This window comes from Streptomyces sp. AK08-02 (assembly GCF_033795085.1).
GTDB lineage: Bacteria > Actinomycetota > Actinomycetes > Streptomycetales > Streptomycetaceae > Streptomyces > Streptomyces echiniscabiei.
Window position 1 is genome coordinate 257,132 of sequence record NZ_JARAZV010000018.1, and the last position, 21,935, is coordinate 279,066.

The window sequence follows — 21,935 nt, forward strand, 5'->3', positions numbered from 1 at the left end:
GTGTGGCGTTTGGCGGGGCGTCCGTCGTCAGGCGGTCGCGGCCGACGTGTCGAGCAGCTCGGCCAGGTCCGCGAGGACCGGATGGCGGACGACGTCCTTGAGGGTGATCGCCCGGTTCAGGGCGATCGCGAGCCGGACGGCCGACAGCGAGGTGCCGCCGCGGTCGAAGAAGTGGTCCAGCCGGCCGACCCGGTCGGCCGGCACGCCGAGCACCTCGGCCCAGGCGGTGGCCAGACGCCGCTCACCGGCGGTCTCCGGCCCACGCACGCCGTCCCCGGCACCGTCCTCGGCGGAGGCCAGTTCCTCCGCGAGAGCGGTGAGCGTCCTGCGGTCCGTCTTGCCGTTGGCGGTGAGCGGCAGCCGCTCCCGCCAGTGCACGGTCGCCGGGACCATGTACGCGGGCAGCGACTCGGCCAACCGCTCCCGCACGGAGACGAGTTCGCCGCCGGTGCAGAACGCCGCCAGCCGCGCCCCCCGCACGACCACCACGGCGCCGTCCCGGACCCCAGGGACCCGAAGCAGCGCGTTCTCGATCTCGCCGATCTCGATCCGGAAGCCCCGCAGCTTGACCTGGGTGTCGCGGCGGCCGAGGAACTCCAGCCTGCCGTCGGGCAGCCAGCGCCCGTGGTCACCGCTGCGGTAGAGCCGCTCACCGGGCCGGTACGGGTCCACGGTGAACGCCGCCGCCGTGCGCTCGGGGTCGTTGACGTACCCGCGCCCGACACACACCCCGGAGAACACGATCTCCCCGGGCGCCCCGAGCGGCACGGGCGCGAGATGCTCGTCGACGACGTACACCCGTACGTTGCGCACGGGCCGGCCGAGCGGGACGCGCGGCCCGTCCGGGACCCGGTCCATCACCTCGTGGTTGGTGTCGTCCGAAGTCTCCGTCAGACCATAGGCGTTGGCGACCCTGATGCCGGGCTGGGCGGCGAACCAGCGCTGCACCAGCTCCCGCTTCACCGCCTCCCCGGTGACCGACACACAGTGCAGCTCCGGGAGCCGGCGGGGCCGCCGCTCCAACTCGGCCAGTACGGCCTCCAGATACGACGGCACGATCTGGAGGACATTGACGCCGCCGTCCACGATCGTGTCCACGAACCGGGGCACGTCGAGGATCACGTCCTGCCCGACCAGCAGCGTCCGGCCGCCGACGAGCAGCGCGGACACCAGCTGCCACAGGGAGATGTCGAAGCACTGGGGAGCGGTCTGCGCGACCACCTGGCCCTCGCCGACGCCGAGATCCTCCAGCTTGGCGAGGACGTGGTTGACGAAGCCCGCGTGCTCGCACATGGCGCCCTTGGGCTCACCGGTCGATCCGGAGGTGAAGTAGATGTAGGCCAGTTGGTCCGCGTCGACCACCACTCCGAGGTCGTCGTCCGCGTGCCCCTCGGCCCCGATCTCGTCGACGTACAGCCTCGGTACGTCCGTGACGTCCGTGCCCGTGGCGTCGAGCGTCGTGGTGCTGCCGTGTTCGGTGACGACGAACGCGCACTCGGCGCGGGTGAGGGTGGCGGCGATGCGCTCGGCCGGGAAGTGCGGCTCCACCGGCAGATAGACACCGCCCGCCTTGAGTACCCCGAGCACGGCCGCCATCCAGTCGAGGTTGCGCTCGGTGACCACGGCGACGACATCCTCGCGGGTCAGTCCCCGGGCCAGTAGTGCCCGACCGAGCTGGTTGGCGCGGGAGTTGAGCTGTCGGTAGGTCCACTCCGTCCCGTCCCGCACGGCCGCGACCGCGTCCGGGTGCTTCCGCACCCGCTCCTCGAACAGCTCGTGCACCCGACGGTCCGGGAGTTCGCGGTCAGGGCCCGCCAACCCGTCGAGCTGGAAGGTGAGTTCGTCTTCGGACAGCAGACTGTGCCGCTCGTGGTCGGCGTCCGGTTCGGCGGTCATCAGGGAGAGCGCGGCGAGGTGGTAGCCGGCTATGCGGGCGGCGGCGCCGGCGTCGAGGACGTCGGTGCGGTGACTCAGCCGCAGGGTGTGCTCACCGACGCTCAGACGCAGCACGACGCCGTTGGCTCCGGGTTCACCGGGTTCGCCAGGTTCGCCGGGTTCCCCGCCGTGCGGGTCGAGCACGGTTTCGTACGACGCCTCGTCCGGTTCGTCGGGACCCTTGGACCCAGCCGGCTCGTCGGCGAGGTCCGTCAGCGCCAGCAGCTCCCGCCAGGAGCCGGGGCCGACCACCATCCGGCGGGGCACCGGCCGTTCGCCCTTCACCGCCACGTACCCGGTGGTGACCTCCCGCTCACCGGAGAGCAGGGCCAGGACCTTGGCGTGCGCGGCGAGCAGCGCGGACTCGAACGAGGCCGACCTCGACAGGCCGGTGTCGAGCGGGACTTCGTACGACGCGTACCGCGCCTGCTCGGGCGCGCCCGGCGTCCGGTCGGAGATCCAGCGTGGAATGGTGTTCACAGGACTGCCCCCGTTGCTGTCTGTGCGATGTGTGTGATGTGCGTGTCGGCCGTTCCGGGTGCGATCTGGTCGCCGCGCAGGGCCACCGCCGGGTTGCCGCCCCAGCGGGCCAGGCACGGCACGTCCTCGCCCTTCATCAGGAAGGAGTCCGGCGCGAGTTGGGAGCCGTCGCCCATCGTCACGCCGTAGTGGACGAGCGCGCCGGTGCCGAGCGTGACGCCCGAGCCGAGGACGATGTGGTCGGACTTGAAGGTGCCGTCCTCCTGCGAGTGGGCCTGGATCTTGCTGTGGGCGCCGAGCGTGCAGTCGTCGCCGATCGTGGTGAGCGTGCGCTCGGTGATGATGGCGCCGTCGTCGAAGACCCGGCGCCCGACACGGACGCCCATCAGCCGCCACAGCAGGTTCTTGAACGGCGTCCCGTTGAACACGACCAGGAAGTCGACGGGCACCTTCCACAGCCGTTCCTGCCACCAGAAGTGCGGGTCGTAGATGGACACCAACCGCGGCACCAGCCGCCGGAACCGGGTGATGAGCCGCTCGACCAGCACGTAGTACCCGGCGGTGAGCACGAGCCCGAGGACCAGGGAGGCGCCGACCAGCGCGCCGGCCGCGACGCCGTGTGTGCCGTGCACGGCGAGGGCGGCGAAGCCGAGCACCGTCAGGAGGAGGGAGTGCAGCCAGCGGACGAACAGGAACAGGCCCATCGAGCGCAGGTTGTAGCGGTTCTTCGCGGCGAGCCTGCGGTGGAACTCGTCGCCCTCCCGCAGATGGTCGAAGCTGCTGTCGCGCTCCACCGACCGCGGGATCTCGAACGGTGGCGAGCCCAACAGGCCGACGTTCTCCCGGAGTTCGCCGTCGAGCGGCACCATCACCTTGGTCGCGAGGAGCACGTTCTCCCCGGTGCGGCCCCCGGCGGGATACGCGATGTGGTTGCCGAGGAAGCTGTGCGCCCCGATCGACGCGCGCGAGACGCGGAAGGACGTGGCGGAGTAGTCGGTGTTGAGCACGGACAGCCCGTCGGCGACCATCGTGCCGCGGCCCACCGAGACCAGGTACGGGTTGTCGTGCCCCACCTCCGTACCGAAGTTGGAGCCGGTCTGCTCGACGTGCGAGAGGTCGTAACCGATGGCCCGCAGATAGTGGACGATGTACGAGCTGTCGCCGCACAGCCACTTGAAGAACCTGAGGTTGGTCAGACGCGCCACGGCCCGCTGCGCCGAGTAGTGCGGGCCGTACAGCGGATAGACCTGACCCGGCCTGATCACCAGGTTCAGCAGCCGGGGAACCAGGGACACGGTCACGGCTCCGACGACCATCACGCCGCCGAACAGCGCCAGGGACAGGCCCACGGCTTCGGCGTAGAAGCGGACGGAGCTCATGTCGGCCAGGTCCGGGTCGACCAGGGCCTTGAGGCGGGGGGCCAGGTCGAGCAGCAGGAACCCGCCCCCGGCCGCCAACGGCACGTACACCAGCAGAAGCTGGAGGAGACTCGCGAGGCCGTAGGCGGCCCGGCGGAGGGTGGAGCAGGGGGCCTCGGGGATCCGTACGTGGTCCACGTCCGTGGGCTGCGCGGGCGAGCCGTGCCGACGTAGACCCGCGGGTACCGTCTGGCCCTCGAACAGCGCGGAGGCGTGGCCGAGTCGGGAGCCGTCACCCATCGACGTGCCGATGTCGAGGACGGTCTTCTCACCGATGTGGACATCGCTGCCGAGCGTGACCCGTCCGGTCCGGACGCGTCCGGCGACGACCCGGTAGCAGAGGAAGTAGGAGTCCTTGCGGATGACCGTGTTCGCGCCGACCGTGAGCAGGTCGGTGCAGACCGGGAGGGCCGGCGAGAGGATCGTGACGCCCTTGCCGATCCGCGCCCCGAGTGCCCGCAGGTAGAGCACGTAGAGCGGGTTCCCGGTGAACAGGCGCATCGGGTTGGCGTTCAGCAGTGCCCTGACCGTCCAGAAGCGCAGATAGGCGAGTCCCCAGACGGGGAACTCGGTCACCCGCCACCGGCCGACCAGTACCCACTTGGCGACCACCGGCAGCACACACATCCCGGTGAACACGGCGCCGCCGAACACCACCGACCGCAGATAGACGTGGGCGGCCCCCGAACCGGCGCCGATCCACCGGTAGCCCTCGACCGTGACGAGCCCGGCGAGGAAGCAGTACGCGGCGAAGATCAGCAACTGCGCGGCCCCGCACAGCACATAGCGCGAGGTACTGCCGGGCACCGGGGCCTCGGCCGGCGGCGCGACGGGCGCCTCGGCAGGGGCGTCGGTGAGCGCCGCCGCCAGACTCCGGATCGTCGGATGGCCGTACACGTCCTTCATCGACACCGGCGGCAGATCGTCGCGCTTCCTGACCCGGGCGCAGAAGTGCGCCATGACCAGCGAGTTGGCGCCGAGATCTTCGAAGAAGTGGCTGTCCAGCGGGACATGGTCGCTCTTCACGACACCCGCGAGCACCTCGGCGAGGATCCGCTCGGTGCCGCCCCCGGCGCCGGACGTCCGCCTGGTCGGATCGGTCGGCGGCAGCTGCGCCGACTCGATCGGATTTCCCCTCACTATTCCCCCCACAATGAGCTCCCTAGCGGTGCTGGTCCTGACTTCCGCCTCGTGCGGCTGGTGCGGCTGGTCGAGATGGTCGAGCGGGTTCCGATCGGTGGACCGGCGGATCGGGCGGGCCTCCCGGGGCCCGCCTGTCGCGTTCCCACGCCCGGGCCTTCCGGGCCGCCCTCGCGACCAGGACCTCCAGAGGCCCCCGGCCCCTGGTGAGCCGCCACGCGACCGCGAAGAGCAGCGAGCCCGCGACCAGCACGGCGTACTGGATCCCGGGAGAGCCGTTCAGCGTTCCGGTGGCGAGGAACAGGACGTGGGCGCTGTAGAGGGTCAGCGGCATGCTTCCGGCAGCCGCCAGCGGGAGCAGCGCGCGCCGCACCCAGGAGACCCGGGTCAGCAGCAGGGCCACCGCGAGCACGGCCGTGGCCGCGCCGAGGGTGTGCAGCAGGTCGAACGGCGAGGTGGAGTGCGGGGCGCGGGAGATCATCGACCACCAGGTCTCGCCGTCCGGGGTGTCCCACAGAACCTGGTCGCGGGCGTGCGGCCCGGTCGCGTCCGGGAACTCGGTCCGCCGCAGCCGTTCCAGGCCGCCCCAGCGGTAGAGCCACCAGGAGCAGGCCAGCCAGGAAGCGGCGGCGAGCGCCGCCCCGGCGGCCAGCAGGCGGGTCGCGGTGCGTCGGTCGTAGAGGTCGAGGCGCCCGATGGCGAGGCCGGCGCAGAGGTACGCCGTCCAGGCCAGGACCGGATAGGGGCCGTGGACGAGGAGGTCGCCGAGGAGGCCCGCCGGGTCGGTGACCACGTCCTGGAGCGTGGGATCACCGTCGAAGGCGGGTTCGGGCAGCACGGCCCGCAGCACGTGGACGAGGAACGGCGCGACCACGCCCAGGGCGAGGGCCACGCAGCCCAACGTCCTTGCCCGCAGGGTCAGCAGGGGCAGGGCGAGCAGGAACAGCAGGGCGTAGAAGACGAGGACGACGTCGACGCCGAGGCCGCCCGCGTTGGCGGCGTAGCCCAGCAGCAGCCCGATCAGACCGACGGTCAGCGCCCGGGCGGTGACGGCGGCGAGTGAGCCGCGGCCGACCCGGGGCGCACTGCCGCCGGTGGTGAAGGCCAGGCCGACCCCGGCCACCAGTGCGAAGGTCGCCGAGGACCGGCCGCCCGCCAACTGCCAGGCCACCGTCGGTGAATCGTCAGGCTCGAACGCACCGAAGACGTGCACGGAGAACATACCGAGCAGGGCGAGGCCGCGAGCCACGTCCACTCCGGCGATGCGTGGTGCGGCTGCCGCTTTTTCCCGCTGGACAACGACCGGATCTCCGGTGGAAAAGTGGTTCGACCTGGAGGGCCGGGATCGCGAGGCAAACCTTGGTAAAGGCATGGGTCGCTCCGTAAATTGGCGCGATGGATTTCGCGTCCGCCGTTCGTCCGTGGTGCTGCTGTGAACGGGAGTGACAGCTGACGCGATATGGGGAATGGCGTGCGGGTCGAATGGCTACGAGCTGGGACTGTCGATGGGTGCGGCGGGCGGCAAGTCGTGGATCCGCACGTCGGCGTGCGGGTTTTCCTGCGGATCACGTGGATTGCGGCTGGGCGGGTGTGGCCCCGGCGAATGCAATCCGAATTGTTTCGACCCGGTTATGAAGGGGTCAAGGTCGCTCGACGTAATGTCGCTTTCCTGTTACAGAGTCACGACTTTTCGTACAGATGCCGACTGAGTGTTCGCCCGCCTCACCAGGAAGCTTTCCGCAAGGCAGGTGTAATTGCCGGGCGGTATTCCGTTTACGAGCGCCGGAAAATGGCCGCCGAGGGCATGACAGAAATAGTATTCGATTTATCTGCCGTATCGTTCCGGCCGGTTTCCGCTGGGTTTCTCTTCGTTTTCTGCCGCGTCACGGGAACGGAGGGAGGGGAGCGGCCCACGGGCGCTGCGCCGCGACCGGGGCACCGGAGGGTGAGAGGGGTGGTGCCCGCCCGATACCGTTAGGGCGTGCAGGCAGCAAGTGAACTTCCCGAGAGCCCAAGCGGCCGGCTCCACCGCGCGCGCGTCCTCTACCGGAACGTCTCCAAGCGCAGGACCGCATGGCTGTTGCTGAAGGACACCGTCAACTCGTGCGTCGAGTACCGGATCCTGGGTCTGGCGGCGGAAGCGGCGTTCTTCACGCTGCTGTCCGTGCCGCCCCTGCTGCTGAGCCTCATCGGGCTGCTCGGCTACGTCGACGACTGGACCGGGACCGACACCATCACCAGCCTGGAGACCAATCTCCTGGAGGCGTCCCGCACGGTGCTGTCCGACAAGGGCGTCGCCGAGATCGCCCGGCCGATCCTGAACGACGTGATGAAGGGCGGCCGGCCCGACGTCATCTCCATAGGGTTCCTGTTCGCCCTCTGGTCCGGCTCTCGCGCGGTGAACGTCTTCATCGACACCATCACCGTCATGTACGGCCTCGACGGCGTCCGAGGCATCGTCAAGACGCGGCTCGTCGCCTTCGTGCTGTTCGTCGTGGCGCTGCTGATCGGCTCGGTCGCCCTGCCGCTGATGGTGGCGGGCCCGGACGCCGTGCTCAATGTCCTGCCGTGGTCGGAGACGCTCGTACAGGTCCTCTACTGGCCCGTCGTGATCCTGCTGTCCATCGCCTTCCTGACGACGCTGTTCCATGTGTCGGTGCCGGTGCGCTCACCGTGGATCGAGGACGTCCCGGGCGCGCTGATGGCCCTCGCGATGTGGGTGTTCGGCAGCTTCCTGCTGCGGATCTACCTGACCAAGACGATCGAGGGAGCCACGATCTACGGTTCGCTCGCCGCGGCCGTCGCCGTGCTTCTGTGGGTCGGGGTGTCCGCGTTCGCGGTGCTTGTCGGGGCCGCCGTCAACGCGGCCATCGACCGCGTCTGGCCGGCCGCGGCCACCGCGGCCGCCCGTGCGGCCAACGAACGGATCCGTGAGGAGGAGGCCGCCGAGTACATCGCCCGGATGGCCGTCGTCCACTCCCACGAGCCCCACGAGGACGCCGACGACGACCCCGACGACTGCGACATGCCCTCGGAGTTCCCGGAACGCTGGTCGCGCTTCCTGCCCCCGGAGGACGTGACGTCCCGGCTGCGGACCCACGCGAAGAGCAGCCCCAAGACGGAGGACGGGCCGTCGCTCGAGAAGTGAGACCGGATCGCGCGTTCTCCCGTACGGAGTCGGCTCCTCGGACAGCTCCCCAAGGAACACGGCCGCCTCCGGGGCCGTCTGAGCGCGGACCATCAGGCGCGACCGAAGGACCGGGCCAGGTCAGAGGCCCCCGGTGTTGAGCAGCCGGTTGGGAGTGTCGGAGCGTACGCCGTGCAGGACGCCGCGGGTGGCCGTGCGGTCCAGCCAGGTGTGGACCTGGTCGGCCGTGGCGTGGGGGTGGGCCGACAGGTACAGGGCGATCACGCCGGTCGCGTGCGGCGCGGCCCAGGACGTGGCGCCGCCGTCCTCCGTGGCCGTGCCACCGCCGGCGAGGGCGGCGGTCACCTTCTGGCCGGGGGCGTACAGGTCCACGCACCGTCCGTACCCCGAGCCGTAGGAGCCGCCGTCGCTCCACGGGCGGTCGTTCGTCGTGGAGGCCGCCACGACGATCGTGCCGGGGACCCCGGCCGGGGAGTGCTTGCAGGCGTCGTCATGGAAGTTGCCGGCCGACACCACCGTCGGGATCCCCGCGTCGACCATCTTCTTCACGGCGGACTCCAGGGCCGCCGACCGGTGGTCGAGGTTGAGCGACATGTTCACCACCGCGGGCTTCTGCGCGTGCGCGGTGACCCACTTGACCGACTTCACCACAGCGGCCTCGGCCGCGGCGGGGGAGCCGCCGCCGGAGCTCTCGCACAGGATGCCCTGGACCCGGACGAGTTGCGCCTTGGGCGCCACCCCGTACTTCGCCCCGCCGATGACGCCCGCGACGAACGTGCCGTGGCCGACACCGTCCTCGCTGAAACAGTCGCGGGAGTCCTGGGCGCCCACGAAGTCGGCGCCCAGGTGGGCGCGTCCGCCGAACTCCGTGTGGGCGATGTCCATCCCCGTGTCGATCACGTAGACGTGAACGCCCTTGCCCGTGGCGGTGGTGGTGAGCTTGCCGTTCAGGGGTCGCGACCGCTGGTCGAGAATGTCCAGGTTCCACGGCACGTGCCGGGTGATGGATGCCGCCGTGCTTCGCGCCGCCCCGGACGAGGTGCCCACGATGCCGGACGACGCGGGCGCCTTGTCGAACGACACCCCGGCCCCGGCGGGCGTCACGGAGGACTCCCCGCCGTGCGCGGGGGGTGTCCCACCGGTTCCGGCCGCCGCGCCGGCGTCTCCGCCGCAGGCAGCGGCTCCGAGTACGGTCACTACGGCCATCACCGTGAGACCGGCCTTCGTCACGTTCCGCATCACGACGTTCCCCCGCATTCCTGGCTCGCACACAGTCAGCGCACAAGACGAGCACGGCGGACGAGCGGTTCCGGCGGGCATGCGCGGCCGTGCCGGGGGCATCTCGGGCCGGCGGGGGACGACCACCCCGCCGACGCAGGACCCGACCGGCCGCGCGCCGGTCTCTCTCCGGCGGGGTGGCGTCCAGGTCCCGGGGCGCAGAGTTCCTGGACCTGGGGTCGAGCGGTGGGTCCGGCGCTCCATATCGGTCGCTTCACGCCCGGGTCGGCTCCGCCGGCCGTGACCGCCGGGCCGCGTAGCCTTTCGGGTGTGTACGAGGAACGGGCATCCCGGCTGCCGGGCGCGACGGTCTGGACGAAAGCCCCGGACCGGTCCGGCGTCGCGCGCCCCGTACTGCCCGACGGTTGCATGGACCTGCTGTGGAGCGAGGGCCGACTGCTGGTCGCCGGGCCCGACACCCGCCCGTACGTCCCCGAAGGCGCCCCCGCGCACTGGGCGGGCATCCGCTTCCACCCCGGCACGGCACCGGCCCTGCTGGGCGTACCCGCGCACGAACTCCGGGACCGGCGCGTCGAGTTGACCGACCTGTGGGGAGCCGTCGAGGTGGGACGCCTGAGGGCGCGAGTCGATGCGGCGCCCGACCCGGCGACGGCACTCGAAGAGCTGGCTCTGCGCAGAGCGGCTCGGACGCCCCCGCCCGACCCGCTGCTGGCCGGCCTGGTCGAGGCCCTGCGGGCGGGCCGCCCGGTGGGACGTACGGCCGACGAACTGGGCCTGAGCACACGCCAGTTGCACCGCCGTTCCCTGGCCGCCTTCGGATACGGCCCCAAGACGCTGGCCCGTATCCTCCGCCTCCAGCGGGCACTCGCGTTGGCCCGGAAGGGAGTCCCCTTCGCGGCGACGGCGACTCTCGCGGGGTACGCCGACCAGGCCCACCTCGCCCGGGACGTAAGGGAGTTGACGGGAATGCCGCTCCGGAGGCTACTCGGCGGCGGGGGCGGTTGAGGGGGCGGCCGGGGGCAGCGGTGCGAACAGGTCGACGCCGTTGCCGTCGGGGTCGAGTACACACGCGTACCGCTGTCCCCATACGGCGTCCCAGGGCTTCAGTTCGCTGCGGTATCCGGCGCCGACCAACTCCTCGTGCAGGGAGTCCACTTCGGCGGCCGAGCCGCACAGCATCGCCAGCGCGATCCTCCCGCCGCCGCTGGGTGGCCGCCACCCGGGGTGGAAGGAACGGACGGTCTCCTCGGTGTCTAGCAACAACCGCACCCCGCCGCCGAGTTCGGCCTCCACATGCGGCTGCTTCTCGGCCCCCTCGGGGAAGTCGAGCCCCAGTCGGCGGTAGAACGCGACGGAGGCGGCGAGGTCGGCGGTGACGATGCCGATGGCGTCGAACCGGGGGGTGGGACGGCGGGTCGGGCTCGGGGTCGGTCGTGAGGTCATACGACCACGTTAGGCGCTGTGCCGACGACCGGTCTTGAAGGAAACGGACGCGTCCGCCGCCGGCCGGGGTGTCCTGTTTCCGCCGCCCCCCACGGTTGCCCCGGTTGCCCGGCTTGAGTAGCCGGGCCCGTCCGCCCCGAAGGGGTCGCCGGTCCGGCGACCCCTTCGGACCGGCAGGCGGTACGCCGTCACCGGGCCGCCGACCCGTCCGGTGGGCCGGGGTCTCGCGCGGCCCGGCCCACCGTGACTCGCCGTGCGGTGTGGCTCAGTGGTCGTCGGTGATGGTGGTCGCGATGCCGTTGCCGATGACGACCTCGGCGCTGAAGCCGCTCCTGGCCGCCTTCTCCAGCTGGGCCTCGGTGCACTCGACGCCGCCCTCACCGCCCGGTCCGGTGTTCACGGCGTCGCAGATGTCGTCGTAGCCGATGATCTTGGTGTCCTCGGCGACGAAGAACTCCTGCTCGGTGCCCTTCGAGTCGGAGACGGTGTACTTGCCCGGCGCCAGGTAGGAGACGGTGCCGAACCAGGTTCCGCTGACGCCCTTGCCCTTGTTGACGCCCTCGACGGCGGTGTCGCGGGTGTCGGAGCCGGTGTCGGAGTCGGGCGCGGGGGTGGCGTCGGTGTCGGAGCCGGAACCCGGGCTGGAGTCGGAGCCGGGAGTGGCACTGGGGTCGGAGCCGGCGCTCTTCGAGGTCTGGGAGGCCGACGGCTTGTCCGCTGCGCTCCTGTCGGACGAGCTGTCGTCGGTGCCGCTCTGGCACGCCGTCATCAGCAGCCCGGCGGTGATCGCGGCGGTGGCGAAAACGGCCTTGCGCAGGTGGCGTTTCATCAGGGGTGGTTCCTTCCAAGGGGGAATGGAAGACCGGCGGCGTTTCCGCCGGCTTCCGGATCTTGCGTTGGGTAAGAGGAGCCATGGGGCTCCGGGGGCACGTCCGTCTGTCCATCGGGACACCGCTGTCGCACAACCGTGAAACAGCGACACATCGGCTGCGGACGGCAGTTCGTCGACGTGCCGCCTTGCGGCACGTGGTCATGGGGAGTCGAGGCGACGCCGGGTCAGCCCCGGGCCACGGCGATGGATCCCGAGAGCCGCTCTCCGGCCTCGTAGATCATGTACGGGACGCCGCCGTCGGTCCCGAAGGAAGGCGCCGCGGCGCGCCCGTTCTCGGGAGACGCGTTGTGGGAGTTGTAGAAGACACCGAGGTGGCCGCGCTCGCTGAAGTCGTTGCCGACCTCCGTGATCATGATGTCGCCGCCGCTCGACCTGTCCTTGTTGTAGACGACGTAGGTGCTGTTGTCGCGGTGGAGGAGATGCGCGCCGCCGATGTTGACGGCGCCGACGTCGCTGTGCCGGATCAGCGGCTCCTGGTCGAAGGTCCAGGTGCGGGCGTCGGCGGACCAACCCCATTGGATGTCACGGTGGTCGGTGGTGTCGTTGGTCATGAAGACCATCACGTAGCGGGCGCCTCGCGAGGGCAGGTCGTGGCGGAAGACCCGGGCGTACGACGTCTCCGTGGTGCCGGCCGGCAGCATCGACGTCGACAGCACGACCTTGTCGTACGTGAAGTGGATCCCGTCGGACGAGCGGGCCGATCTCGTCGGTGGGGTTGTACTTGAGCTGGGAAGCCGTCAACAGCGTTCGCACGTATGTGTAGTTGGGGAACCCGCCGGGTGCGGCGGTCGCGGGCTGCGCTCCCACGGCCGTCCCGACGGTGAGAGCGGCGCCGGCACGCAGGAGGAGACGCCGGTCTAGATGGTGCTCGTGCATGGGGGACTCCAGTGACAGCGGTTCTGTCGGGTCATGAGGTGTCTGTCGGGTGAGAGGTGTCGATCGGGTTCGGACGGGTCCGTCGGGTCGGAGGTGGGCGGCGGCCGTGACGCACAGGCCGTCGAGAGCGACCGCCCAGACGTACGGCAGGGTGCGCACCATGACCCGCTGGGGAGTGACGCCCGCGTACTGGGCGCTCCACACGGTCTGGGTGCTGGTGGGGCCGGCGACGCCGAAGACCTGGTTGTACGAGGTGGCCATGCCGAGGACGACGGCCGCGGGGTAGATGCCGGTGGCGATGAGGACGCCCGCGATGCCCGCGCCGAGCCCGAACACGTTGAGGGGGCCGCGGTAGAGGCACAGGGGGACAAAGAGGGTGAAGACGACGGCCGAGGCGGGGGAGGTGACCACGGCACGACGAGCGGCGGCTTCGGCCGGCTCGGCTTCGGCACCCTGATGTACGCCGGACAGCCGCACCGTCACCCACCGAAAGGCTCCTTCCGCAGGAATACCGGCCGGTCATGTGTTGCTGTGATCTGAACGGTTCACGCGCGGCGGCGAGGGAGCTGGTGAGCAGATGACGGCAGAACCGACGGAACCCGTCGTACGGACGCCCTACGGGGACGTCCGGGGCAGATACGAGGGCGACGGGATCGCCGTGTTCCGGGGCATCCCGTACGCCGCGCCGCCCGTTGGCCCCCGCCGGTTCAGGCCGCCCGTGCCGCCCACCCCCTGGGACGGGGTGCGCGACGCGGGCGGCTTCGGTCCCACCGCGCCGAAACCGCCGTACTCCGAGGTCTTCTCCCGGCTGCTGTCGGACCCGGTGGTCCCCGGCGACGACTGTCTCAACCTCAACGTGTGGACACCGGAGCCCGGCCGAGGGGCCCGGCTCCCGGTCATGGTGTGGATCCACGGCGGCGCCCTGACCCGCGGCTCGTCCGCCGTGCCCGTCTACGACGGCCGCGCCTTCGCCCGCGACGGCGTGGTTCTCGTCTCGGTCAACTACCGCCTGGGCGTGGAGGGTTACGGCCTCTTCCCGGACGCACCCCCGAACCCGGGCCTGCGCGACCAGCTCGCCGCGCTGGAGTGGGTGCGGGCGTCGATCGCGGCCTTCGGCGGCGACCCCGACCGGGTCACCGTCTTCGGCCAGTCGGCCGGCGCCATCAGCATCGGCGCGCTGCTCGCCTCCCCACGCGCACGGGGGCTCTTCCGGCGGGCGGTGCTGCAGAGCGGGCCGCCCGAGGTGAGCGACCGCGACAAGGTACGGCGGATGGTGCGCCGGATGGCGGCCCGGCTGAAGATCCCGGCGACCGCCGAGGCCTTCGCCGCCGTCGACCGGGAACTGCTGCTGCGCGTCCAGGGCGAGGTCGGGCGGCTGAGCAGCCCGGTCCTCGGCGGACCCGCCTTCGGCATCGTCGTCGACGGCGACCTCGTCCCCCGCGACCCCCTGGAGGCCCTCGTCGACGGGGCCGCCGCCGACGTCGACCTGCTGCTGGGCTGGACCCGGGACGAGTACCGGCTGTGGCTGGTGCCCGGCGGGCTGCTGGAGCGTATCGACCGGCTCGGCGCGGTCGCCCTGGCCGGCGCCATGGCCCGCTGTCACTGCGGCCCCGAGGTCCCGCGCGGCTACCGCACCCTGCACCCCGACGCCGGCCCGGCCGACCTGGTCGGCCAGCTGGTCACCGACCACCTGCTCCGGGTACCGCTGCACCGACTCGCGGAAGCACGTGGCGAGGGCGGGAGGGGTGGTGAGGGCGGCCGGGCCTATGTCTACGAGTTCGCCTGGCCGTCCACCAGGCCCGGACTGGGCGCCTGCCACTCCATCGAACTGGGATTCGTGTTCGACAGCTGCCGAACCCCCGAGTCCGGCAGGCTCGCGGGCGACGACGCCCCGCAGGAGCTCGCCGATGCCACGCACACGGCGTGGGTGCGCTTCGCCGTCGACGGTGACCCGGGCTGGCGGCCCTGGGACGCCTCGCACCCCGTGCGCGTCTTCGGCGACGGCGACCCGCACACCGTAGAGGGGCCGCGCGACCGCGAGATGACCCTGTGGGCGGCCGACACCGCGCCGCCGGACACCGCTCCGGAGGAGTCCCCCCGGCCTCGTGCCCTCCTGCGCGGCATGGAGACAAGGTCGGTCGTACGACGCCTCCGCCTCCCCGGTGCCGTCCACCGGCGCTGACCGGAGCCGCCCGACAGGATTCGGCCGGGTGGCGGATCTGCCGCCCGGCGGGGCAAACCGCCAGCTCACACCGGTGCGCGACCCGCGGCCCGGTGGCGCAACACTGCCGCAACACCACGGGGGACGGCCCACGGTTATGGTCCGGGGGACACGAACCCCCGCCCCGCTGGGAGCCCCGATGCCCGCCGACCGCACTCGCGAACACACCGCGCCCGTCGCGGCTGCGCGACGCCGCAGGCTGCGCGCCGACCGGGCCCGGCAGCTCGCCGACCTGCTGCGCCACCAGCTTCTGACGGACGGCTTTCCCGACGGTGTACTCCCGCACGAGGACGCCATCGGCGCCGACTACGGCGCGTCCCGCAACACGGTCCGCCAGGCCCTGGACCTGCTCCGCACCGAACAACTGGTCGAGCGGCTGCCCGGGGTCGGGACGGTCGTCACCTGTCAGAAGTACCCGCACGGCCTGGACCGGCTCATGGGACTGGCCGAGACCCTCCATGAGCACGGCCACGTCACCAACGAGGTCCGCACCATGAGCCCGGTTCCCGCGCCCGGACCGGTCGCCGCCAGGCTCGGACTGCGACCGCGTGCCGAGGTCCTGTACGTGGAACGGCTGCGCCGCCTCGGCGGGGTGCCGCTGTCGCTTGACCTCACCTACATCCCGATGGACATCGGCGTCGAACTCCTCGGCGCCGACCTGGAGAACACCGACGTCTTCCGGCTGCTGGAGCAGATCACCGGCCGGCGCCTGGGCACCGCCGAGATCACCCTGGAGGCCGTCACCGCCGACGCGCACTCCGCCGCCGTCCTGGAGGCCCCGCGCGGAGCGGCCGTACTGATGCTGGAGCGGCTCACCTGTCTGTCCGACGGGCGGCCCGTGGACCTGGAGTTCATCCGCTTCCGGGGCGACCGGATCACCATGCGGGGACTGCTCCACCGCTCCAGCTGATTCCCCTCCTCCCGAACCTCTCGTACCCCCTTTCACCCACTTCCCGGAGACAGCCATGCCTCTCGTCCCCCAGCGTGCCGACGTGCCCGTCACGATCGACGAGTCCAAGTGCATCGACGGCTGCACCCTCTGTGTCGACATGTGTCCGCTGGACTCGCTCGCCATCGACCCGGACACCAGCAAGGCGTACATGCACGTCGACGAGTGCTGGTACTGCGGCCCGTGCGCCGCCCGCTGCCCCACGGGCGCGGTCACCGTCAACATGCCCTACCTCCTCCGGTGAAAGGTCCCACCCGCATGTCCAGCACGCCCCGCCCGTATCGCGGAATCGCTCCGGCCGTCCTCGCCGCCGCCCTCCTCCTCCCGCTCACCGCCTGTGGCGGCTCCGCCGACGCGAGCGACAGCAAGTCGGTCACCGTGACCGTCGGCTACCAGTCCAAGACCATCAACACCGTCACCGCGGGGACCCTGCTGCGCTCCCTCGGCTACTTCGAGAGCGCGCTGAAGGCCCAGGGCGCCCGTGACGGCATCACCTACAAGGTGGAGTGGCAGGACTACGCGACGGGCGCGCCGATCACCGCCGCGATGGTCGCCGGGAAGGTCGACATCGGCTCCATGGGCGACTTCCCGCTGCTCATCAACGCCTCCCGGGGCAAGCAGCTGAACGCCCCGACCCGCATGGTCTCCGTCACCGGCTACAACGCGCGCGGCGCCCTCAACACCGTGGTCACCGCCCCGGATTCGAAGCTGAAGTCGCTGTCCGACCTGCGCGGCAAGAAGGTGTCGACGAGCGTCGGTTCGGCCGCCGACGGCACCCTCGTACGGGCCCTGGAACAGGCCGGGCTGGACCCCGACAAGGACGTCAGCAAGCTCAACCAGCAGCCCGCGGTGGGTGCTTCGGCGCTGGAGGCGGGCAGCGTCGACGCGCTCTCCCAGTTCGTGGCCTGGCCCGGCCTGCTCGCTTTCCAGGGCAAGGCGAAGGCCCTGTACGACGGCGGCTCGCTCGGCCTGCCCACCCTGCACGGCGTCACCGTGCGCGACGCCTTCGCGGACCAGCGCCCGGCGGTCGTCGAGGCCTTCCTCGCCGCCCAGATCAAGGCCACCGCGTATCTCGACGCACACCCGGTCACCGCCGCCGAGAAGGTTGCGAAGGTCACCGGGCTCCCCGCCGAGGTCGTCTACCTCTACAACGGCGAGGGCGGCATCTCCACCTTCGACCCCACCCTCAAGCCCGAGCTGGTCGCCGCCCTGAAGAAGGACGTCCCGCTGCTGGTCTCCGCCAAGCTCGCGGGCCCGGTGGACGTCTCCGACTTCGTCGACGACAGCTACCTCAAGAAGGCCTACGGCACCGGATACGCCAAGGCCGCCGCCACCACGGCCCCCGCCTCCAGGCCCGAGGTCTGGCTCAAGGGCGCGACCACCACCAGCACCTACGCCGACCCGGCCGCCCTCCTGCGCTACGTCGCCGGGCACAGGGCCGCCGTACGGGCCGCGTACGTCCCCGACGCCACCACCGGCACCCGCTGGTTCGCCGACAGGTCGGTCTGGGTCCAGGACGGCACCGACCTGGAGCCCTTCGTCACCGAGGCCACCGCCGACGCCTGGACCGCCGCCCACCCCGGAGCGCGGATCGTCAGCTACGCCGACGCGCTCAAGCAGGCGGCGAAATGAGCGCCCCCTCGTCCCCGTACGCCCGCTACGCCTTGCGCGCGGCCTCGCTGCTCGCCGCGCTCGGCATCTGGCAGCTGCTGACCAGCCGGCACGTCAACCTCTGGCTGCGCTTCGCCCAGTTCCCGACGGCGACCCAGGTCGCCGACGAGTTCGCGCACCGTCTGGGCACCGCCCTCTACTGGCAGGACCTGACCGACAGCCTGACCCGCATCCTCACCGGCTTCGCGCTCGCCGCCGTGGCCGGGATCGCGGTCGGCACGGCCATCGCCCGCTCCCGGCTGGCCGCCGACCTCCTGGGCCCGCTGCTCGAAGTCCTGCGCCCCATCCCGGCGATAGCCCTGGTCCCGGTCGCGATCCTGCTCTTCCCCAGCAACGAACAGGGCATCGTCTTCATCACCTTCACCGCCGCCTTCTTCCCCGTCCTGGTCTCCACCCGGCACGCCGTCCGGGCGCTGACCCCGGTCTGGGAGGAGGCCGTCCTGACGATGGGCGGCGGTCGGCTGCGCATCCTCGCCTCGGTCGTGCTGCCGGGCGCGCTGCCCGGCATCCTCGGCGGGCTGTCGGTGGGTATCGGCGTGTCCTGGATCTGTGTCATCTCCGCCGAGATGATCTCCGGCCAGTACGGCGTCGGCTACCGCACCTGGCAGGACTACACGATCGTCAACTACCCGGGCGTCCTCGTCGGCATGGCCACCATCGGCCTCCTCGGCTGGCTCACCTCGACGGCCGTCGAGGTCGCCGGGCGCCGCGTCACCCGCTGGCTGCCGCGCCCTGCCGCCGAACGGGCGGTGCCCCGGCAGGTCCGCCGCCCGGCCGCCACTGCGCACGCGTCCGGGAGGGCGGCCTCATGACGACCCAGGTCAGCACCTCCACGGTGGAGACCGAGGCCCCACGAGGCGTACGGCTACGGCTGTTGGGCGCGACCATCGGGCGCCCGGGACTGCCGGTGCTCGACGGCCTCGACCTCGACATCGCCCCCGGCGAACTCCTGACCGTCGTGGGCCCGTCCGGCTGCGGCAAGTCGACACTGTTGCGGACCCTGGCCGGACTGCTGCCCACGCTCGACGGACACGTCAGCCAGGACGACCGCCCGATCACCCGCCCGGAGGCGGACCGCGCTCTGGTCTTCCAGGAGGACGGCCTGCTGCCCTGGCGCAACGCCCGCCGCAACGTCGAACTCCCGCTCGCCATACGGGGCTTGCCGCGCGCCGAACGCAGAGCACAGGCCACGCGGTGGCTCGCCCAGGTCGGCCTCGCCGGCCGCGAGGACCAGTTGCCGCACCGCATGTCCGGCGGCCAGCGTCAGCGCGTACAGCTGGCCCGCGCCCTGGCCGGGCGCCCGCGCGCGGTGCTGATGGACGAGCCGTTCGGGGCGCTGGACGCGCAGACCCGGGCCGGGATGCAGAACCTGCTCGTCGAGGTGCTCAACGGCACCCGGGCCACGGTCGTCTTCGTCACCCACGACGTCGACGAGGCGGTGTTCCTCGGCGACCGCGTCGCCCTCCTCGGCACCGGCCAGGTCCTGGACGTACCCCGACCGCGCGAGCGCGCGGCCCACGGCGAGCCCGCGACGGTCGCCCTGCGCCGCGAGATCCTCGCCTCCCTCAGCACCTGAAAGGTCTCCCTCCCGATGGACAGCACGACGCACGGCACGACGGTCACGGCCATCCCCTCCCTCCATGACGCCGACGAGCTGACCTGCGACGTCCTGGTCATCGGCGGCGGCACCGCCGGCACCATGGCCGCGCTGACCGCCGCCGAGCACGGCGCGGACGTCCTGCTCCTGGAGAAGGCCCACGTCCGCCACTCCGGCGCCCTCGCCATGGGCATGGACGGCGTCAACAACGCGGTCGTCCCCGGCCGGGCCGAACCCGACGACTACGTTGCCGAGATCACCCGCGCCAACGACGGCATCGTCAACCAGGCCACCGTCCGCCAGACCGCCACCCGCGGCTTCGCCATGGTGCAGCGCCTGGAGTCCTACGGCGTGAAGTTCGAGAAGGACGAGCACGGCGAGTACGCGGTCCGCCAGGTCCACCGCTCCGGCTCCTACGTCCTGCCGATGCCCGAGGGCAAGGACGTCAAGAAGGTCCTCTACCGGCAGCTGCGCCGCCGTGAGATGCGCGAGCGCATCCGCATCGAGAACCGCGTGATGCCGGTACGGGTCCTCACCGCCGGCGGAAGAGCGGTCGGCGCGGCCGGTTTCGACACCCGCACCGGACGGTTCGTCACCGTACGGGCCGGTGCGGTGATCCTGGCGACCGGCGCCTGCGGACGCCTCGGCCTGCCCGCCTCCGGTTACCTCTACGGCACGTACGAGAACCCCACCAACGCGGGCGACGGCTACGCGATGGCGTACCACGCGGGCGCCGAACTCAGCGGCATCGAGTGCTTCCAGATCAACCCCCTGATCAAGGACTACAACGGCCCGGCCTGCGCCTATGTCGCCAACCCCTTCGGCGGCTACCAGGTCAACCGGCACGGCGAACGCTTCGTCGACTCCGACTACTGGTCGGGCCAGATGATGGCCGAGTTCGCGGCGGAGGTGGCGAGCGAGCGAGGCCCCGTCTACCTGAAGCTCAGCCACCTCCCCGAGGAGTCGGTCGCCGCCCTGGAAGACATCCTGCACTCCACGGAACGGCCGACCCGCGGCACCTTCCACGCCAACCGCGGCCACGACTACCGCACCCACGACATCGAGATGCACATCTCCGAGATCGGCCTGTGCGGTGGCCACTCGGCGTCCGGAGTCTGGGTCGACGAGCACGCCCGCACCACCGTCCCCGGCCTGTACGCGGCCGGTGACCTGGCCTGCGTACCGCACAACTACATGATCGGCGCCTTTGTCTTCGGCGACCTCGCGGGAGCCGACGCGGCCACCGAACACCGCGCCTACGAGGGCGAGTTGCCGCCCGATCAGCTCCGCGAGGCACACGAGCTGATCTACCGCCCCCTCCGCAATCCGGACGGGCCCCCGCAGCCCCAGGTCGAGTACAAACTCCGTCGCTTCGTCAACGACTACGTCGCCCCGCCCAAGAGCGGCGCCCGACTCTCCCTGGCTGTCGAGGCGTTCGAGCGGATGCGCGGTGAGATCGCCGGCATGGGCGGCAAGACCCCGCACGAGCTGATGCGCTGCGCCGAGGTCGACTTCATCCGGGACTGCGCCGAACTGGCCGCCCGCTCCTCCCTGGCCCGTACGGAGAGCCGCTGGGGCCTCTACCACGAGCGCACCGACATCCCGCAGCGCGACGACGAGGACTGGCTGCGCCACCTCAACGTCCGCAAGGCGGCGGACGGTTCGATGGAGTTCCTGACCCGGCCGGTGGCGCCCTACCTGGTCCCCGTCGAGGGCTTCGAGCCAACAGGCGGCGAGATGAGCGTGATCGGCGAGGTCCACCCCGAGCAGGTGGCGACGGCGGGCTCGCGCGAGGTGGCCCCGGTGGGCTCGGGAACAGTCAAGTCCCGTACGGTCCTGCCCACTTCGACCGCGCCCTCCCCGCGCATCCTCGAACTGCTCGCCCTCGCCGAGGACCAGCCCGGCCTGCCGGACCTCCACCCCTACCTCACCGACCCCGACCCGGCCGTACGCCGCACCGCCGTCGCCACGCTCACCGAGACCACCCCCGAGGGCACCGGCCCGGCCCTGGCAACCGCACTGGGCGACCCGGACCCGGGCGTACGCGAGGCGGCGGCGGGCTCACTGCGCGAACTGGTCGAGGTGCTGCCGCCCGAGGAGGCCCTGCGCGACGCCCTGGTCACCGCGCTGGCCCTGGACGACCCCGGCCGGGAGGGCGTACGGGCAGCCGCGCTCGACGTCCTGCGCGCCCTGCGCCTGGGCTCCGCCGAGCTGTACGCCCGCACCCTCGCCGATCCCGATCTCGGGGTGCGCATCCAGACGGTCCGGGCCCTGGTGTCGGTGGACGCGGTACCGGAACTGGCCCGCGCCGCCGCCGACACCTCACGCGAGGTTCGGGTCGCCGCCGCCCACGGACTGGGCACCGTCGGCACCCCGGACGACCTCAAGCCCCTACTCGCCGACACCGACGCCCTGGTCAGGGCCGCCGCGCTCACCGCCCTCGCGACCACCGGCTGCCCACCGCCCCTGGACACGGCGGCGACCGCCGCGCTGACCGACCCCGCCTGGCAGGTCCGTTCGGGCGCGGCGACGGCCCTCGGCGCGGCGGCACCGGACCTGGCGGTTCCCGCCCTGACCGAGGCACTGTCCGACGCGTTCGCCGACGTACGCAAGGCCGCCGTCCGAGCGCTGCGCCGCCACGACGGCCGCCCGGGGGTCGCCGACGCCCTCGCCTCGGTGGCGGGGGACACGGACGCGGACGTACGGGCCTACGCCCGGCTGTAGTGACGGCGGCACGGCGGTGACGCGCCCTTCCGCGTCACCGCCGCACCGCATGGGGCATGGGGCATGGGGCGGATGAACCGGTCGCTACGGGAGGTGTGTCCCCCCCCCGTTATCTTCTTCGCGGTCCTGCAAGAGGGCCGCTGGCCTCCGGGTCCGGCATGACTGTTCCCCCCTGTCGAACGAATGACCTGGGGGGTGGTGT

The 21,935-nt window shown here is 71.7% G+C and carries 15 protein-coding genes and 2 pseudogenes; 9 read left to right on the forward strand and 8 right to left on the reverse strand.

Annotation, left to right across the window (positions count from 1 at the left end; genetic code table 11):
• Positions 1-27 precede the first annotated feature (27 nt).
• From PV734_RS34630 to PV734_RS34640, 3 genes are read right to left on the reverse strand one after another with little or no spacing between them, the layout of a single operon-like run.
• Positions 28-2,415: a non-ribosomal peptide synthetase gene (locus PV734_RS34630; RefSeq protein WP_319095777.1), complete on the reverse strand. Its 2,388-nt coding sequence runs from the start codon at positions 2,413-2,415 to the stop codon at positions 28-30.
• Positions 2,412-4,943, reverse strand: a complete 2,532-nt coding sequence (locus PV734_RS34635) for a Pls/PosA family non-ribosomal peptide synthetase (protein WP_319293455.1) — start codon at positions 4,941-4,943, stop codon at positions 2,412-2,414. The genes PV734_RS34630 and PV734_RS34635 overlap by 4 nt, the downstream gene beginning before the upstream one ends.
• A 52-nt stretch (positions 4,944-4,995) precedes the next feature.
• Positions 4,996-6,228, reverse strand: coding sequence for a heparan-alpha-glucosaminide N-acetyltransferase domain-containing protein (locus PV734_RS34640; RefSeq protein ID WP_319095776.1), 1,233 nt, complete (start codon positions 6,226-6,228; stop codon positions 4,996-4,998).
• A gap of 726 nt (positions 6,229-6,954) precedes the next feature.
• On the opposite strand from PV734_RS34640, the gene PV734_RS34645 reads away from it, so the two are divergent.
• The gene (locus tag PV734_RS34645; RefSeq protein WP_319095775.1) at positions 6,955-8,121 is read left to right on the forward strand and encodes a YihY/virulence factor BrkB family protein; all 1,167 of its coding nucleotides are present in this window, start codon (positions 6,955-6,957) and stop codon (positions 8,119-8,121) included.
• Positions 8,122-8,241: 120 nt separating this feature from the next.
• Here PV734_RS34645 and PV734_RS34650 read toward each other — a convergent pair whose 3' ends face one another.
• Entirely contained in the window at positions 8,242-9,360 is a 1,119-nt protein-coding gene (locus PV734_RS34650) for a S8 family peptidase (protein ID WP_319095774.1), read from the reverse strand.
• Between the two features lie 309 nt (positions 9,361-9,669).
• Here PV734_RS34650 and PV734_RS34655 point away from each other — a divergent pair, with 309 nt between their 5' ends.
• Positions 9,670-10,365: a helix-turn-helix domain-containing protein gene (locus tag PV734_RS34655; protein ID WP_319095773.1), complete on the forward strand. Its 696-nt coding sequence runs from the start codon at positions 9,670-9,672 to the stop codon at positions 10,363-10,365.
• On the opposite strand, the gene PV734_RS34660 is transcribed toward PV734_RS34655, so the two are convergent.
• From PV734_RS34660 to PV734_RS34675, 4 genes and pseudogenes are all read right to left on the reverse strand, one after another.
• Positions 10,342-10,803 carry a VOC family protein gene (locus PV734_RS34660; RefSeq protein WP_319293447.1) on the reverse strand — a complete coding sequence of 154 codons (462 nt, stop codon included), beginning with the start codon at positions 10,801-10,803 and terminating at the stop codon, positions 10,342-10,344. The two genes, PV734_RS34655 and PV734_RS34660, sit on opposite strands and share 24 nt — an antisense overlap.
• 265 nt (positions 10,804-11,068) lie before the next feature.
• The gene (locus tag PV734_RS34665; RefSeq protein ID WP_319293448.1) at positions 11,069-11,632 is read right to left on the reverse strand and encodes a hypothetical protein; all 564 of its coding nucleotides are present in this window, start codon (positions 11,630-11,632) and stop codon (positions 11,069-11,071) included.
• A 227-nt stretch (positions 11,633-11,859) separates the two neighbouring features.
• Positions 11,860-12,571 (reverse strand): annotated as a pseudogene (locus PV734_RS34670) (hypothetical protein).
• Between the two features lie 90 nt (positions 12,572-12,661).
• Positions 12,662-12,964, reverse strand: a pseudogene (locus PV734_RS34675) (transporter); the annotation flags it as partial.
• Between the two features lie 184 nt (positions 12,965-13,148).
• On the opposite strand from PV734_RS34675, the gene PV734_RS34680 reads away from it, so the two are divergent.
• The 7 genes from PV734_RS34680 to PV734_RS34710 all read left to right on the forward strand — a co-directional run bounded on the left by PV734_RS34680 (position 13,149) and on the right by PV734_RS34710 (position 21,733).
• On the forward strand, positions 13,149-14,753 hold the full coding sequence (locus tag PV734_RS34680) for a carboxylesterase/lipase family protein (RefSeq protein WP_319293449.1): 1,605 nt from the start codon (positions 13,149-13,151) through the stop codon (positions 14,751-14,753).
• A 178-nt stretch (positions 14,754-14,931) separates the two neighbouring features.
• Complete coding sequence (locus PV734_RS34685) at positions 14,932-15,702, forward strand: GntR family transcriptional regulator (RefSeq protein WP_319095769.1); 771 nt, start codon at positions 14,932-14,934, stop codon at positions 15,700-15,702.
• A gap of 55 nt (positions 15,703-15,757) precedes the next feature.
• The gene (locus tag PV734_RS34690) at positions 15,758-15,985 is read left to right on the forward strand and encodes a ferredoxin family protein (RefSeq protein WP_006376935.1); all 228 of its coding nucleotides are present in this window, start codon (positions 15,758-15,760) and stop codon (positions 15,983-15,985) included.
• Positions 15,986-15,999: 14 nt separating this feature from the next.
• Positions 16,000-17,373 (forward strand): ABC transporter substrate-binding protein, encoded by a 1,374-nt coding sequence (locus PV734_RS34695; protein ID WP_319293450.1) that lies wholly within the window; start codon positions 16,000-16,002, stop codon positions 17,371-17,373.
• Positions 17,370-18,224 carry an ABC transporter permease gene (locus PV734_RS34700; RefSeq protein ID WP_319095767.1) on the forward strand — a complete coding sequence of 285 codons (855 nt, stop codon included), beginning with the start codon at positions 17,370-17,372 and terminating at the stop codon, positions 18,222-18,224. The genes PV734_RS34695 and PV734_RS34700 overlap by 4 nt, the downstream gene beginning before the upstream one ends.
• Positions 18,221-18,988 carry an ABC transporter ATP-binding protein gene (locus PV734_RS34705; protein WP_319095766.1) on the forward strand — a complete coding sequence of 256 codons (768 nt, stop codon included), beginning with the start codon at positions 18,221-18,223 and terminating at the stop codon, positions 18,986-18,988. Before PV734_RS34700 ends, PV734_RS34705 begins: the two co-directional genes overlap by 4 nt.
• A gap of 15 nt (positions 18,989-19,003) precedes the next feature.
• A complete protein-coding gene (locus PV734_RS34710) occupies positions 19,004-21,733 on the forward strand; it encodes a fumarate reductase/succinate dehydrogenase flavoprotein subunit (protein WP_319293451.1) in 2,730 nt (909 codons plus the stop codon).
• Positions 21,734-21,935: the final 202 nt, after the last annotated feature.

Coding starts and splice junctions, on each gene's coding strand:
- PV734_RS34710 (WP_319293451.1), top strand. CDS start 19,004: ATGGACAGCACGACGCACGGCACGACGGTCACGGCCATCCCCTCCCTC.
- PV734_RS34705 (WP_319095766.1), top strand. CDS start 18,221: ATGACGACCCAGGTCAGCACCTCCACGGTGGAGACCGAGGCCCCACGA.
- PV734_RS34695 (WP_319293450.1), top strand. CDS start 16,000: ATGTCCAGCACGCCCCGCCCGTATCGCGGAATCGCTCCGGCCGTCCTC.
- PV734_RS34660 (WP_319293447.1), bottom strand. CDS start 10,803: ATGACCTCACGACCGACCCCGAGCCCGACCCGCCGTCCCACCCCCCGG.
- PV734_RS34680 (WP_319293449.1), top strand. CDS start 13,149: ATGACGGCAGAACCGACGGAACCCGTCGTACGGACGCCCTACGGGGAC.
- PV734_RS34690 (WP_006376935.1), top strand. CDS start 15,758: ATGCCTCTCGTCCCCCAGCGTGCCGACGTGCCCGTCACGATCGACGAG.
- PV734_RS34685 (WP_319095769.1), top strand. CDS start 14,932: ATGCCCGCCGACCGCACTCGCGAACACACCGCGCCCGTCGCGGCTGCG.
- PV734_RS34700 (WP_319095767.1), top strand. CDS start 17,370: ATGAGCGCCCCCTCGTCCCCGTACGCCCGCTACGCCTTGCGCGCGGCC.
- PV734_RS34650 (WP_319095774.1), bottom strand. CDS start 9,360: ATGCGGAACGTGACGAAGGCCGGTCTCACGGTGATGGCCGTAGTGACC.
- PV734_RS34665 (WP_319293448.1), bottom strand. CDS start 11,632: ATGAAACGCCACCTGCGCAAGGCCGTTTTCGCCACCGCCGCGATCACC.